This is a genomic window from Streptomyces sp. NPDC054847 (genome assembly GCF_053610925.1).
Genome location: NZ_JBSGZJ010000163.1, coordinates 1 through 14,122, shown reverse-complemented (window position 1 = coordinate 14,122; position 14,122 = coordinate 1). Strand labels below are relative to the sequence as shown.

Annotated in this window: 16 protein-coding genes; 9 read left to right on the top strand and 7 right to left on the bottom strand. The window is 72.1% G+C overall.

The window, feature by feature from the left end; translation table 11 throughout:
* Positions 1 to 85 precede the first annotated feature (85 nt).
* Entirely contained in the window at positions 86 to 958 is an 873-nt protein-coding gene (locus tag ACWGH4_RS18095) for a phosphatidylinositol-specific phospholipase C (protein WP_453461678.1), read from the top strand.
* A gap of 136 nt (positions 959 to 1,094) precedes the next feature.
* Here ACWGH4_RS18095 and abc-f read toward each other — a convergent pair whose 3' ends face one another.
* The 6 genes from abc-f to ACWGH4_RS18065 form a co-directional block, all read right to left on the bottom strand.
* Positions 1,095 to 2,693: a ribosomal protection-like ABC-F family protein gene (gene abc-f, locus ACWGH4_RS18090; RefSeq protein ID WP_453461675.1), complete on the bottom strand. Its 1,599-nt coding sequence runs from the start codon at positions 2,691 to 2,693 to the stop codon at positions 1,095 to 1,097.
* Positions 2,694 to 2,801: 108 nt separating this feature from the next.
* Complete coding sequence (locus tag ACWGH4_RS18085; RefSeq protein WP_453461673.1) at positions 2,802 to 4,202, bottom strand: HAMP domain-containing sensor histidine kinase; 1,401 nt, start codon at positions 4,200 to 4,202, stop codon at positions 2,802 to 2,804.
* Positions 4,199 to 4,912, bottom strand: coding sequence for a response regulator transcription factor (locus ACWGH4_RS18080; RefSeq protein WP_159690329.1), 714 nt, complete (start codon positions 4,910 to 4,912; stop codon positions 4,199 to 4,201). The genes ACWGH4_RS18085 and ACWGH4_RS18080 overlap by 4 nt, the downstream gene beginning before the upstream one ends.
* Positions 4,913 to 4,932: 20 nt before the next feature.
* Positions 4,933 to 6,003, bottom strand: a complete 1,071-nt coding sequence (locus ACWGH4_RS18075; protein ID WP_453461670.1) for a S1C family serine protease — start codon at positions 6,001 to 6,003, stop codon at positions 4,933 to 4,935.
* 193 nt (positions 6,004 to 6,196) lie between these two features.
* Positions 6,197 to 7,225 carry a LacI family DNA-binding transcriptional regulator gene (locus ACWGH4_RS18070; RefSeq protein ID WP_189468519.1) on the bottom strand — a complete coding sequence of 343 codons (1,029 nt, stop codon included), beginning with the start codon at positions 7,223 to 7,225 and terminating at the stop codon, positions 6,197 to 6,199.
* Between the two features lie 23 nt (positions 7,226 to 7,248).
* Positions 7,249 to 8,028, bottom strand: a complete 780-nt coding sequence (locus ACWGH4_RS18065; protein WP_005315520.1) for a winged helix-turn-helix transcriptional regulator — start codon at positions 8,026 to 8,028, stop codon at positions 7,249 to 7,251.
* A gap of 239 nt (positions 8,029 to 8,267) precedes the next feature.
* Between ACWGH4_RS18065 and ACWGH4_RS18060 the strand changes: the two genes are divergently transcribed.
* From ACWGH4_RS18060 to ACWGH4_RS18025, 8 genes are all read left to right on the top strand, one after another.
* A complete protein-coding gene (locus ACWGH4_RS18060) occupies positions 8,268 to 9,095 on the top strand; it encodes an alpha/beta hydrolase (RefSeq protein ID WP_453461666.1) in 828 nt (275 codons plus the stop codon).
* A gap of 45 nt (positions 9,096 to 9,140) precedes the next feature.
* Positions 9,141 to 9,395 (top strand): MoaD/ThiS family protein, encoded by a 255-nt coding sequence (locus ACWGH4_RS18055; protein WP_441266810.1) that lies wholly within the window; start codon positions 9,141 to 9,143, stop codon positions 9,393 to 9,395.
* 10 nt (positions 9,396 to 9,405) lie between these two features.
* Positions 9,406 to 10,653 carry a hypothetical protein gene (locus tag ACWGH4_RS18050; RefSeq protein ID WP_453461663.1) on the top strand — a complete coding sequence of 416 codons (1,248 nt, stop codon included), beginning with the start codon at positions 9,406 to 9,408 and terminating at the stop codon, positions 10,651 to 10,653.
* Positions 10,654 to 10,770: 117 nt separating this feature from the next.
* On the top strand, positions 10,771 to 11,463 hold the full coding sequence (locus ACWGH4_RS18045; protein ID WP_453461660.1) for an LmeA family phospholipid-binding protein: 693 nt from the start codon (positions 10,771 to 10,773) through the stop codon (positions 11,461 to 11,463).
* Between the two features lie 309 nt (positions 11,464 to 11,772).
* The gene (locus ACWGH4_RS18040; protein WP_355648638.1) at positions 11,773 to 11,856 is read left to right on the top strand and encodes a putative leader peptide; all 84 of its coding nucleotides are present in this window, start codon (positions 11,773 to 11,775) and stop codon (positions 11,854 to 11,856) included.
* Between the two features lie 148 nt (positions 11,857 to 12,004).
* On the top strand, positions 12,005 to 12,844 hold the full coding sequence (locus tag ACWGH4_RS18035) for a rhodanese-like domain-containing protein (RefSeq protein ID WP_441266807.1): 840 nt from the start codon (positions 12,005 to 12,007) through the stop codon (positions 12,842 to 12,844).
* A 28-nt stretch (positions 12,845 to 12,872) separates the two neighbouring features.
* Entirely contained in the window at positions 12,873 to 13,160 is a 288-nt protein-coding gene (locus tag ACWGH4_RS18030) for a DUF1416 domain-containing protein (RefSeq protein WP_005315529.1), read from the top strand.
* Positions 13,161 to 13,246: 86 nt separating this feature from the next.
* Positions 13,247 to 13,510, top strand: coding sequence for a DUF3099 domain-containing protein (locus tag ACWGH4_RS18025; RefSeq protein ID WP_441266806.1), 264 nt, complete (start codon positions 13,247 to 13,249; stop codon positions 13,508 to 13,510).
* Positions 13,511 to 13,537: 27 nt separating this feature from the next.
* On the opposite strand, the gene ACWGH4_RS18020 is transcribed toward ACWGH4_RS18025, so the two are convergent.
* Positions 13,538 to 13,900 (bottom strand): DsrE family protein, encoded by a 363-nt coding sequence (locus ACWGH4_RS18020; RefSeq protein ID WP_189468536.1) that lies wholly within the window; start codon positions 13,898 to 13,900, stop codon positions 13,538 to 13,540.
* Positions 13,901 to 14,122: the final 222 nt, after the last annotated feature.

The window sequence follows — 14,122 nt, the reverse complement described above, 5'->3', positions numbered from 1 at the left end:
GGCGCGAAGCCTGCCGCCCCCTTGTCGTTACCGGACGGTACGGGAGTCTGGTGCCTCTGACGTGAACGCGTCATACTCCGTCGCCATGGACCGACGGAGATTCCTCGCAGGCGCTGCCGCACTGTCGGCAACCGCCCTCATCGGCGCCCCCCACGCCACCGCCGCGCCCCGCCGCACCCTGTCCGCACAGGACTGGATGGCCGGCCCGGCCGACTCGACCCCGCTGCAAAGACTCACGATCCCGGGCACCCACGACTCCGGTGCGCGCTTCGGCGGGCTGTGGAGCGAATGCCAGAACACCACCATCGCCGAGCAGCTGGGCAGCGGTATCCGCTTCCTCGACGTACGGTGCCGGGTCACCGGCGGCTCGTTCGCCATCCACCACGGCCCGTCCTACCAGAACATGATGTTCGGTGATGTCCTCGTCGCCTGCCGCGACTTCCTCGCCGCGCACCCGTCGGAGACGGTGCTGATGCGGGTCAAGCAGGAGTACTCCGAGGACAGCGACGCCACCTTCCGCGCGATCTTCGACGACTACCTCGACCGCCGCGGCTGGCGCCCGCTCTTCCGGATCGGCGACGGCATCCCGGTGCTGGGCGAGGCGCGCGGGCGCGTCGTGCTCCTCGGCGACAACGGCGGTCTGCCCGGCGTGCGTTACGCGGACGGCACGTGGTTCGACATCCAGGACGACTGGAACGCCCTGCCCGACCCCAAGTACACGAAGATCGAGGCGCACTTCCGCAAGGCGGTGCAGCAGCCGGGCAAACTGTTCGTCAACTACGTGAGCACGTCCGCGTATCTGCCTCCCCGCTGGAACTCCGACAACCTCAACCCGCGCGTCCACCGCTTCATCGACGGCGCGGAGGCGAGCGGCTGGCGGGGCCTCGGCATCGTGCCGCTGGACTTCCCGAACACCCGGGCGGGGCTGGTGGATTCGCTCATCCGCCACAACGGCTGAGGCGCCGGCGACCGGCTGCGCGCATCTCGCGGATCCACCAGCGAGCGCGGTCTGCGGCACGGGCGGGGGCGGCGGGTCCGGTACGGCTGCCGAGACCGGGGGCACCCGGCCGTGACGGGCCGCGAGGCCCCGCGGGTCATCGGCAGGGGGTGAGCGCCAGCTCCGGCCCGTCGAACGCCGCCCGCGCCCGCCGGTCGTGGGTGACCAGCACCAGCGTCCCCGCGTACTGCGCCAGTGCCGCCTCGATCTCCTCCACGAGCACGGGGGAGAGGTGGTTGGTGGGCTCGTCGAGGAGCAGCAGCTCGACGGGGCCGGAGAGCAGCCGGGCCAGTTCGAGCCTGCGCCGCTGGCCCACCGAGAGGGTGCGGACCGGCTTGGACAGGTCGGCGGACCGGAACAGCCCCGTCGCGAGCAGGGCTTCCGCCCGCTCCTCGCCGTACGCCTCCAGGACGGTGCGGCCGTCCGGCACGGGCGCGGTGGTCTGGCGCAGCAGGCCCACCTGCTCGGGGCGCTCGACCGTGCCCGTCGCCGGGACCAGTTCCCCGGCCAGGACCTTCAGGAGCGTGGACTTCCCGGCGCCGTTCGGCCCGGTGACCAGCAGCCGCCCGCCCGGTTCGATGTGCAGTGCGTCCAGGGAGAGCCGCCCCGGCACGCGCACGTCCGCCAGGTCGACACCGCGGGCCGCCCCGCCCTCGATGCGGGCCGAGAACCGCAGCGGCCGCGGAGGCGGCGGCACCGGGTTCTCCGTCAGGCGCTGCAGCCGTTCCCGGGCGTCCCGGACGCGGCTCGCCGCGCCGTGTGTCCGTGAGCGGGCGCGGAACGCGCCGGCGCCGCTGAAGCCGCGCGGCATCTTGCGCGGAATGGCGGCCAGCGCCCCGATGTTGGTGTCAGCCAGCCTCGACCGCCGGGCCACCTCGTCGCGCCACTCCTCGTACTCCCGTGCCCGGCGCGCTCGGGCCGCGGCCTTGGCGGTGAGGTAGCCGGCGTAACCGTCGCCGTAGCGGTGCACGGTCTTCTCGTCGTCGTCCACCTCGAGCACCGTGGCGGTCACCCGGTCGAGGAACGTGCGGTCGTGGGTGACGACGACGACCGTGCCGCGGTGGGCGCGCAGCCGCTCCTCGAGCCATGCGACGGCCGTGTCGTCGAGGTCGTTGGTCGGCTCGTCGAGCAGCAGCAGTTCGGGGGAGGAGGCGAGGGTCGCGGCGAGTGCGAGCCGCGAGCGCTGGCCGCCGGAGAGCGTGCCGAGCGGCCGGTCCAGGGCCAGGGCCGCCCGTTCGCCGAGCCGGTGCAGGGCGACCTGGACCCGGCGCTCGGCGTCGTGTCCGCCGCGCGCCTCGAACTCGGCGACCAGCCGTGCGTACCGCTCGTGGCCGGCCTCGCCGGTGGTCGCCAGCCCGGATTCCGCGACGCGGATCCGCCGCTGGAGGGACCGGAGGTCGGCGAGGGCCAGGTCGATCGCGTCGGCGACGAGGCAGGTGTCCGGCAGGTCGAGGGTCTGCGCGAGGTGTCCGATGCCGCCGGGTGCGGTGACGGCCACGGTGCCGTTGTCGGGCTGCTCCGCTCCGGCGAGCAGCCGCAGCAGTGTCGACTTCCCTGAGCCGTTCTCGCCGACGACACCGGCCTTCTCGCCGGGGCGCAGGGTGAAGGAGACGCGGTCGAGGACGACATGGCCGTCGTAGCGCTTGGTGACGTCGGTGACGACGAACTGGGCGGCGGTGGCGGTGGCTGGGAACAAGGGCGCTTCCTTCGATGGACGGCACGGGCATGAGACGAGACGGTTCGTCTCGATAGGAGAGTAGTGCGTGCGCCGCTCCCTGGCAAGACGTTCCGTCTCGCGAGATGTTCAGGGGGTGGTTGGAGGTGGACCCGCCGCCCCCGGCAGACGGATCACCGCGCGGGTGCCGCCGCCGGCGGCCGGTCCCAGGGCGATGTCGCCCCCCGCCTGCCGGACCGTACGCGCCACGATCGACAGGCCCAGCCCCGAACCGGGCAGCGCCCGCGCCGAGGGGGAGCGCCAGAACCGTTCGAAGACGTGCGGCAGTTCCTCCGGCGGGATGCCCGGCCCGTGGTCGCGGACCGTCAGCTCACCGCCGCTCAGGCCCACCTCGACCTCGGCCCCCGGGGGCGAGAACTTCACGGCGTTGTCCAGCACGTTGACCAGTGCCCGCTCCAGCGCGGCCTGGTCCGCCCGTACGTACCAGGGCTCCAGCCGGGCCGTGAACGTCAGCTCCGGGCCGCGCAGCCGCGCGCGGTCGAGGGCCGCCTGCGTGATCTCGTGCAGGGCCACCACCTGCACCTTGCCGCTCGCGCCCACGTCGGGCCGGGACAGCTCCTGGAGGTCGCCGATGAGCGCCGCCAGTTCGGTCATCTGCGCCTTGACCGAGGCGAGCAGCGCCCTGCGGTCGTCGGGCGGGATGGCACGGCCGGTCTCCTCGCTCCTGGCGAGCAGCTCGATGTTCGTGCGCAGGGACGTCAGAGGGGTGCGCAGCTCGTGGCCGGCGTCCGCGATGAGCTGCTGCTGGAGGTCGCGGGAGGACGCCAGCGCCGCGGTCATCGCGTTGAACGACCTGGACAGCCGGGCGATCTCGTCGTCCCCCTCGACCGGGATGCGGACGCTCAGGTCCTCGGTGCGGGCCACGTGCTCGACCGCGCCCGTCAGCTCGTCCACCGGCCGCAGCCCGGTCCTGGCGACCCAGGCGCCGGCCGCGCCGGCGCCCAGCACACCGGCGCCGGCGACCAGTGCCAGCACCAGCGTCAGATTGCCGAGCGTGTCGTCGACCTCGCTGAGGGGACGGGCGACGATCACCGCGCCCGCGTAGCCCTCGATGGGATAGGTGAAGACGCGGTACTCGGAGCCGTCGGACGCCGTGGCGTTGTGGAACGAGGAGTCGGACCGGCCGCCGGCGACGTCGATGTCGGCCTCCGTCACGTCGACCGACTCGTCACCGAGGACCACACAGCTGTTCCCCTCGCGGTCCAGCAGCTGGATCGTCGACTTGAAGAGGTCGGTGTCGGGACGGGCGGGGGCCGCCTTGCGGCACTGACCGGCGGGGTCGACGAAGGCGAGCACCTGGCGCGGCGCCATCCGGTTGGTGCTGAGCGCGTTGTCGAGCGAGTCGACCAGCGCGCTGCGCACCACCAGCCAGCACACGCTGGCCGCGGCGGCGACGGCCACCGCCACCGCCGTCGCCACCAGCAGCGCCAGACGGGAGCGCAGGGGAAGCGCGCGGAACCTGTTCGTCATTCCGGGCCGCCGGTGCGCAGCGCGTACCCCACGCCGCGCACCGTGTGGACCAGGCGCGGCTCGCCGGCCGCCTCCGTCTTGCGCCGCAGGTACATGACGTACACGTCCAGGGAGTTGGAGCTCGGCTCGAAGTCGAAGCCCCACACGGACTTGAGGATCTGCTCACGGGTGAGCACCTGGCGCGGATGCGCCAGGAACAGCTCCAGCAGCGTGAACTCGGTCCGGGTCAGCTCGACCCGGCGGGTGCCGCGGGTGACCTCCCGGGTCGCGAGGTCCATCCGCAGGTCGGCGAAGGACAGTACGTCCTCCTCCGCGCCCCCGGGTCCGGCCGTGGCGTACGAACTGCGCCGCAGCAGCGCGCGGATACGGGCGAACAGCTCGTCCAGCTCGAAGGGCTTGACCAGGTAGTCGTCCGCGCCGGCGTCGAGGCCGGTGACCCGGTCGCCGACGGTGTCGCGGGCCGTGAGCATCAGGATGGGCACGGTCGATCCCGCGGCCCGCAGCCGGCGGGCCGCGGTCAGACCGTCCATCCGGGGCATCTGGATGTCGAGGACGATCAGGTCGGGTGCGTACGCCTCCGCGCGGGCGAGGGCGTCGATGCCGTCGGCGGCGACCTCGGTGCCGTACCCCTCGAACGCGAGCGAGCGCTGGAGCGCCTCACGCACTGCGGGCTCGTCGTCGACGATCAGGATGCGCTCACCTTCAGTCATGGACCAAGCCTCGCACGCGATCAGTTGCCGTCGCCGGAGCGGAGGGCGTCCAGGTCGGCCTTGACGGTGTCGATCGGGATCGCGAATCCGAGTCCGACGCTGCCCGCGGTGGACCCGGTCGCGGAACTGGGTGAGTACATGGCCGAGTTGATGCCGATGATCTCGCCGTTCATGTTGATCAGCGCGCCGCCGGAGTTGCCGGGGTTGAGGGAGGCGTCGGTCTGGATCGCCTTGTAGGTGGTCGTCGAGTCGCCGGTGTCGCCGTTGAACTGCCGCCCGCCGAACTCGAAGGGCCAGCCCTGCCGCGGGTCCTGCTGCTGCGGCTGCTCCTCGTCCTTGGCCACGGTCACGTCCCTGTCGAGCGCGGAGACGATGCCGCTCGTCACCGTGCCGGTCAGGCCCTCCGGTGAGCCGATCGCCACGACCTCGTCGCCGACCTTGACCTTGCCGGAGTCGCCGAGCGAGGCGGCCTTCAGACCGGACGCGTCCTGGAGCTTGATGAGGGCGAGGTCCTTGCCGGGATCGGTGCCGAGGACATCCGCCTCGTACGTCTTGCCGTTGCTGAGCTGCACCTTGATCGTCGAAGCGCCGGAGATGACGTGGTTGTTGGTGACGATCTCGCCGTCCTCGGTGATGATCACGCCGGAGCCGGTGGACTGCCCGGTGTTCGAGTTCGCGCTGATCTCCACGATGCTCGGGGAGACCGCCTGCGCGACGCCGGCGACCGTGCCCTTGCTGCTCTGCGAGACATTCGTGCCGGTCACCGCGCCGGAGCCGACGCTTCCGGTGCCCCCCGTGAGCTCCCCGACGAGGACGGAGGCCCCGCCGCCGAAGGCCGCCGCGACGACGGCCACGGCGACGAGCAGCGCGACGGGACGCTTCGCCCGGGCCCGCGGCGCCGGCACGGGCGCGTAAGCGGCCGCCTGAGCGGGAGCGGGTGTGTGCGGCCCCGGGGTGTGCCCGGCCGTGGCGTCGCCGGGGTGGTAGGGCGGGACCGGCGGGTATCCGCCGCCCGCTCCCTGCGCGAGGGGAGCACCGTACGGCTGCTGGTGGTGGGCATCGTCGCCGCTTCGGCGGTAGTGGTCGCTCATGGCATCGACTGTCGTCGGCCCGGATGAGAGCCGTCTGAGACAGCGCTGAGAAGCCCGACAGAACCGTGTATGCCCGATATAAGGCCGCCGGCCGAGCGGCGGGCGGCCGAGTCGGTCGACGGCGACCGGAACGGCGCCTGATGAAGCGGCACCCGGACCGGGGGAGCGCCCCCGGTCCTGTGCCGGACGGCCGCTACGGCTCGCCGCACCCGCAGGAGCGGCGGATCACCAGGCCCGACGGGAACTGCTTGACCCGTTCGCGCCGCGAACCCGCCAGCCTCAGGCCGTCGTCGAGGACCAGGTCGATCGCCGCGCGGGCCATCGCCGGACGGTCGGAGGAGATCGTCGTGAGGGGCGGGTCCGTCAGGGCCGCCTCCTTGACGTCGTCGAAGCCGGCCACCGCGAGCTCGGCGGGCACGTCGATCCGCAGCTCACGGGCGGCCCGCAGGACGCCGAAGGCCTGGTCGTCGGTCGAGCAGAAGATCGCCGGCGGGCGGTCCGGCCCGGCGAGCAGCTTCAGCGCGACCTGGTAGGCGTCGTAACGGTTGTACGGGGCCTGGAAGAGCCGCCCCTCCGTCGTGCGCCCGGACTCCTGCATGGCCCGGCGCCAGCCCTCGACGTGGTCGGCGACAGGGTCGCCGACCGACGGGGTCGACTCGACGCCGCCGAGACAGGCGACGTACTCGTGACCGTGCTCGAGCAGGTGCCGGGTCGCGAGCTGTGCGCCGCCGATGTCGTCCGTGACGACGGCGACGTCGTCGATCGCCTCCGGCCGCTCGTGGAGCAGGACGACCCGTGCGTCCCACGCCTCGATCTCGGCGGCCGCGCGTTCGCTCATGCCCTGGCTGACCAGGATCAGACCGGAGACGCGCATGCCGAGGAAGGCCCGCAGATAGTGGACCTCACGCTCGTCGCGGTAGTCGGAATTGCCGACGAGCACCATTTTCCCGCGCTCGGCGGCGGCCTGTTCGACCGCGTGTGCCATCTCGGCGAAGAAAGGCTGCCGGGCGTCGGGCACGATCATGCCTATGAGGTCGGTCCGCCGGGACGCCATCGCCTGCGCGACCCGGTCGGGCCGGTACCCCAGCTCCTTGATCGCTGCGAGTACCCGCTCGCGCGTGGCCGGGGCGACCGGCCGGGGTCCGTTGTTGATGACGTAGCTGACGACCGCGGTCGAAGTCCCCGCCAGTCGTGCCACATCGTCCCGCGTCACCTTGGCCACGCGCGAAGTCTACGCGTGGTGACCTACCTCTGGGCAGGGCGTACGGCCGGTTCCTCCACCTCGGCGCCGTCATCCGTACGGGCTACTGCCTTGGCGGCCTTCGCCTTGGCCTCCTCGGCCGCCCGTTCGACCTTCTCCGGGGCGACGAACCGGTAGCCCACGTTCCGGACGGTGCCGATGAGCGACTCGTGCTCGGGTCCGAGCTTGGCGCGCAGCCGCCGCACATGGACGTCGACCGTGCGCGTACCGCCGAAGTAGTCGTAGCCCCAGACCTCCTGGAGCAGCTGCGCCCGGGTGAAGACCCGGCCGGGGTGCTGTGCGAGGTATTTGAGCAGTTCGAATTCCTTGAAAGTCAGGTCGAGGACCCGGCCCTTCAGTTTGGCGCTGTACGTCGCCTCGTCCACCGACAGATCACCGTTGCGGATCTCCATCGGGGAGTCGTCGGAGGTGATCTGCTGCCGGCCGGTGGCGAGCCGCAGGCGTGCCTCGACCTCGGCCGGTCCGGCCGTGTCCAGCAGCACGTCGTCGATGCCCCAGTCGGCGGTGACGGCCGCGAGGCCGCCCTCGGTCACGACGAGGACGAGCGGACAGCCGGGCCCGGTGGACCGCAGCAGCTGGCACAGCGACCGCACCTGCGGCAGGTCGCGGCGGCCGTCGACGAGGATCACGTCGGCACCGGGGGTGTCGACGAGGGCCGGCCCTTCCGCCGGTGCCACCCGTACGTTGTGCAGAAGCAGTCCGAGGGCGGGGAGCACCTCCGTCGACGGCTGGAGGGCATTGGTGAGGAGCAGCAGGGAGCTCATCGTGTCCCACCTGCCCTGATCGTCGTGTGTTCGGCGTGCTGGGGTCGCTCGTCGGTTCGCTCGTCCATGACGTCGGTTCCTCCTCGGTCCCTGCGAGGACGTGCACTGCTTCGTACGCGGCTCTCTCGCGCCCGAGAGCCTTTGTGAGGCTTTGTTCACCAGCCTGTAACAATGGCCGGAAAACACAAAAGGATCCGGGGGCTGCATTGCCCGGATCCTCTCGCAGCAGAATAGCCCACATGAGTTCTGCGCGAGAGGGCCGATTTCACACTGTGGACGTGTCAAGGATCTCTCGGCGCCCTCAGGGCGCCACTCTTCTGACATCCGACGGTGTCCGGATCGAAGCCCGCTACGAGCCTTGTGCGAGCGGCCCCACCGGCACCGCCGTCGTCGTCGCGCACGGTTTCACCGGCTCGGTCGACCGGCCCGCGGTGCGCCGCGCGGCACGGACCTTCTCCCGGTACGCGGGGGTGGTGACCTTCTCCTTCCGCGGCCACGGCCGCTCCGGCGGGCGTTCCACCGTCGGCGACCGCGAGGTGCTGGATCTTGCCGCCGCCGTGGAGTGGGCCCGGTCGCTCGGGCACACCCGGGTGGTGACCGTCGGCTTCTCCATGGGCGGCTCGGTGGTGCTGCGGCACGCGGCGCTGTACGGCGCCCGGATGCACGAGGGGCGCACGGAGGCACGCACGGACGCGGTCGTCTCGGTGAGCGCCCCCGCCCGCTGGTACTACCGCGGCACGGCGCCGATGCGGCGGCTGCACTGGGTGGTCACGCGTCCGGCCGGCCGGATCGTCGGGCGGTACGGGTTCCGCACCCGTATCCACCACCGGGACTGGGACCCGGTGCCGCTCTCCCCGGCCGAGTCCGTGCCGCTGATCGCGCCGACGCCGCTGCTCGTCGTGCACGGCGACCGCGACCCGTACTTCCCGCTCGACCACCCCCGGATGCTGGCCGCTGCGGCGGAAGGGGCGGCCGAGTTGTGGCTCGAGCCGGGCATGGGGCACGCGGAGAACGCGGCGGACGAGGCGCTGCTGCGCCGCCTGGGGGAATGGCTCACCGGCCGATAGCCCATCATGGTGAGCGGCGCGCACGGAGACGAAAGGAGTGCCGCTATGGCAGCGGGAACCATCCGCTACTGGGCCGCGGCCAAGGCGGCGGCCGGCATCGCGGAGGAGCCCTACGCGGCGGAGACGCTCGCGGAGGCCCTGGAGGCGGTACGGGTCAGGCACCCCGGGGAGCTGACGCGCGTACTGCTGCGCTGCTCGTTCCTCGTCGACGGTGACCCCGTCGGGACCCGCGGTCATGAGACCGTACGGCTTGCCGAGGGCGGCACGGTCGAGGTGCTTCCGCCGTTCGCAGGAGGGTGAACCGCACAGCATGAGCAGCGACCAGCAGTATCCGTACGGGCAGCAGCCGCATCCGTCCTACGGGGACGCGTACGGGCAGCAGCAGCCGGCGGGGTACGAGGACGCCTACCGGCAGCAGCAGCCGGCGGGCCATGACGACCCGTACCGGCAGCAGCCGTACCGGGACCCGGGCGAGACGCAGACCTGGCAGGGCGAGACCTGGGACACCCAGTACCAGCCGGTCGTGCAGCCCGGTGCGTACCCGGCCGCCGGGGCCGACGGTGCCTGGGCCGGGCCCGAGCCGCAGCCGCAGCAGCAGGCGTCCGCTCCGGGGGCGGCCGACACGGCGTACCTGCCGCCGGTGCCCGCCGCCGCGGGTCTGCCGCTGCCGCCCGAGGTGCCCGTTCCGCACGCTCCCGCCCACGCTTCGGCCGCGTACCCGAGCGCGCCCGCCCCCGTGGCGGAGCCGGCGCCCGAGGCCCCGGCCGGATACAGCTCGCCCACGGTCGGCGGCAATGCCCGGATCACGGACGCCCAGCGCGCCCGCGCCGAGGGGCGGTCGCCGATCATCGCGCCGGGCATGCAGTCCGCCGGCCTGACCGCCGTGCTCGCGCTGCTGCTCGCCGGCGGCGCGGCCGTCGGCCCGTACGCGCTGCTCGTGCCGCTGGTGCTGCTCCAGGCCGTCACCGCGGCCGGCTGGTTCCGCCTGAACGGCATGTGGCCGGCCAGGCAGGGCATCGCACTCGCGTTCCTCGGCGGCCTCGCGGCCGACGCCGCGCTCCTCGCCTCCGGCGACGGGAACGCGCCCGCCGCGATCATCGGCACCCTCGGTGTGTGGGTACTGCTGACGCTCGTGCTGCAACTGCGCAGTCATGCCGGGGCCGACGAGAGGATGTACGGCCTCATGGCGACGGTCGCCTCCGCGGCGTTCGCCGTCCTGGCCGCCGGGCATCTCGCCGCCGACGGCGACGCCGTTGTGGTCGGCGCGATCGCCGTCGCCGTCGCCACGACGGTCCGTGCGCTGCCGCTGGGTGGAGTGGTCTCCGTCGTGCTGTCGCTCGCGGCGGCGGCGGGCGCCGGCATCGCGGGCGGAGACCTCACCGGCATGGGCTCCGGGGGCGCGCTGCTCGGTCTGGCCGCGGGCGGATGCGCCCTGATCGGTCTGCGGGTGGCGAGCTACGACTACCCCTCCCGCTTCGTCCACATGACCGCCGGTGTGGCGCTTCCGCTGACCGCGGCCGCCCCCGCCGTCTACCTGATCGGCCGCGCGCTCGCATAGCCGCCCGCACGGGGGGCAGGTTCGGAACCATCGGCGGCCGCCGGACGTCGATCACTGCGCAGGCGTCGTCCCGACCGGCTCGGGCGGGGCCGGACAGGGGTGGGGGACACCGAACACATGCGTGCACTGCGAATACTGATCGTCATCGCCGTCGTCCTCGGCGGCCTGTTCGTCGCCGCGGACCGGATCGCGCTCAACATGGCCGAGTCGGAGGCGGCGGAGCGGATCAGGCTCCAGGAGGGGACGGCCGACTCGACGGCCGTGTCCATCAAGGGATTCCCCTTCCTGACGCAGGCGATGGACAGCGAGTTCGACGAGGTCGAGATCAAGCTCGACGGGATCCGGACCAGCGCGGCGGGCCGTCCGGTGCGGATCGAGGAGATGACCGCCGACCTGTTCGACGTCCGGGTTGCCGAGGGGTATTCGAGCGCCACGGCCGCCCGTGCCGAGGGCACCGCCCGCATCAGCTACGAGGACCTCACGGAGGCCGCCGACGACGGTGTCACCGTCGCGTACGGCGAGAACGGCAAGGTGAAGGTCACCGGCTCGGTGACGCTGCCGCTGTTCGGGAAGGTCACGCGCAGCGTCGTGTCCACGGTGAGCATCGTCGACGGGGACACGATCCGGGTGCGCGCCGACAAGGTCCCGGGTGAGGGCATCCCCGGGCTCGAGGGCGAGATCCGCGAGAAGACGGACTTCGACCGGAAGCTGGGCGGGCTGCCGGCGGGGCTGAAGCTCCAGAAGGTCGAGGCAGGGCCGGACGGTGTCGTGATCACGGTCGCCGGCAAGGACGTCCGGCTCGCGGGCTGAGCCGGAAGGCCTGAGCCGAGGGGCCTGAGCCGAGTGGGCCGAGCCGGGAGGGCGCCGGACCCGGCCGCGCCTGGCCGGGGCGCGGCGGAGCGGGCGTGGTCGCGCCGGACCGGGGGCGTGGCCGGACAAGGGCCGCACCGAATGGTGAGACGGCTGTGTCCGCTGTGCAGATGCCCGCGGGACGCTGCTCGCCTCCCGGACGCCCCAGACCGCCCGGGGCGCGGCACACATACCAGATAGTGGACGATCGCGTCTCAACATACGACACACCGGTGACATGGCCACCGACTCGTCCCTACGATCGGTCCCATGAAGCAGCGACAGGCGGATCTCACGAAGCGGCGGGCAGTAGACCTGTGCCGCGTCGCCGCCATGCTCTGTCGCACTGTCTGAGCGGGAGCACTGCCCCGTATCCCCGGGCCCTTCGACCTCCATGTCAGGGCCGCCCCGTGCTGATCGACGCTCTTTCGCGTACCCGCACACCTCTCGCGCACAACCCCTCGCGCACCACCGCCGCACACTGCCCCGGAGGAGAACAACCATGAGCCGCAGCGACGTCCTTGTAGACGCCGACTGGGTCGAGGCCCACCTCGACGACCCGAAGGTCGTCATCGTCGAGGTCGACGAGGACACCTCGGCCTACGACAAGAACCACATCAGGAACGCGATCCGGATCGACTGGACCAAGGACCTCCAGGACCCGGTCCGCCGTGACTTCATCGACCAGGAGGGCTTCGAGAAGCTCCTGTCGGCGAAGGGCATCGCGAACGACTCCACCGTCGTGCTCTACGGCGGCAACAACAACTGGTTCGCCTCCTACGCCTTCTGGTACTTCAAGCTCTACGGCCACGGCGACGTCCGTCTGCTCGACGGCGGCCGCAAGAAGTGGGAGCTCGACTCCCGTGACCTGGTCGCCGAGGTCCCCGCGCGTCCGGCGACCGAGTACAAGGCCAAGGCCCAGGACACCTCCATCCGCGCCTTCCGCGACGACGTCGTCGCCGCGATCGGCAACCAGAACCTGGTCGACGTGCGTTCGCCCGACGAGTTCAGCGGCAAGCTGCTCGCCCCGGCGCACCTCCCGCAGGAGCAGTCGCAGCGTCCCGGCCACGTGCCCAGCGCCCGCAACATCCCGTGGTCGAAGAACGCCAACGACGACGGCACCTTCAAGTCCGACGAGGAGCTCAAGGCCCTCTACGAGGACGAGCAGGTCGACCTGTCGAAGGACACCATCGCGTACTGCCGCATCGGCGAGCGCTCCGCGCTGACCTGGTTCGTGCTGCACGAGCTGCTCGGCCAGGAGAACGTCAAGAACTACGACGGCTCGTGGACCGAGTACGGCTCCCTCGTCGGCGTGCCGATCGAGCTCGGCGCCAACAAGTAATCCGCCCCGACCTTTTCTGGAGAACAGCATGTGTGGAGCGCAGGCCGGCGGCCCCGACGCCTCGACGATCAAGCCCGGTGAGACCACGATCCAGGGTCAGGTGACCCGCGACGGCGAGCCGGTGACGGGCTACGTCCGTCTCCTGGACTCGACCGGCGAGTTCACCGCCGAGGTCCCGACCTCGGCGACCGGACAGTTCCGCTTCTACGCGGCCGAGGGCACGTGGACCGTACGCGCGCTCGTGCCCGGCGGCACGGCGGACCGTACGGTCGTCGCCCAGACGGGGGGCCTCTCCGAGGTCGCCATCGCCGTCTGAGTCATTGACAGGCCGAAGGGCCGCACATCCTGGGGGTTGGACGCTACCGGGACCGAGGTGCGGCCCTTCGGTCGTACGCTGGGGGTATGTACGCCAGGCGTCGGCACGTCTACTTCCTGCTGATGGGCGGCTGCCTGTTCCTCTTCGTCGCCGCCTGGGCCGTGGTGCGGCTGTGGTCCGTGCCCGCGGCGGTGGCCATGTGCGTCGTCGCCATGGTCATCCCGCCGGTCGCCGCCGTGATCGCCAACCGGCGCGGCCCGGAAGACCGCTGGTGGGACGACCCTTCGGGCGACCCGAAGTCCGACGAGTGGTGGGACGAGCTCGACGGCAGGCGCCGGCCGCACCAGTAGGCGGGGCCGGCGTGAAGCGGGGCGCGGTCAGTAGACCAGGGCCTGCACACCCTCCGGCATGATCTCGCTGACGAACACCTGCGCGCCCGCGATCCGCACGCCCTCGAGCGTGTCCTTCTCCGTGATGTCCCGCCGTGCCGCGCACTGGGTGCACAGCGTGATCTTCCCGTTCGCCTGGATGGACTCGATCAGCTCGGGCAGCGGCGCGGCATGCGGCAGCTCGAACTCGGCCGCCCGCCCCGGCAGCGCGAACCAGGAGGACTCCCCGGTTAGCCAGAGCGAGACCTCCACCCCGCTGGCCGCGGCCACGGCCGCGACCGTGAAGGCCTGGGAGCAGCGCTCGGGTGCGTCGGCACCTGCGGTCACCTTGATCACGAGCTTGTTCGCCATATGCCGAACTGTAATGCGCGGCCGTACAACCCGGATCACCCGATGAGGGTCAGCTGTGTGCGCGGATACGGAATCCGTGCCTCAGGCCTCGTGGGGGGAGCCTCTTGGATACGCAGGGCGACAGGGTGCCGCAAGAGCCGGCGCCTGACACACCACCGGCGCAGGATCCGGCCGTTGAGCCGCGTCCGGCGGCGGTGCCGGCGGGTGCGGGAGAGCCGGCCC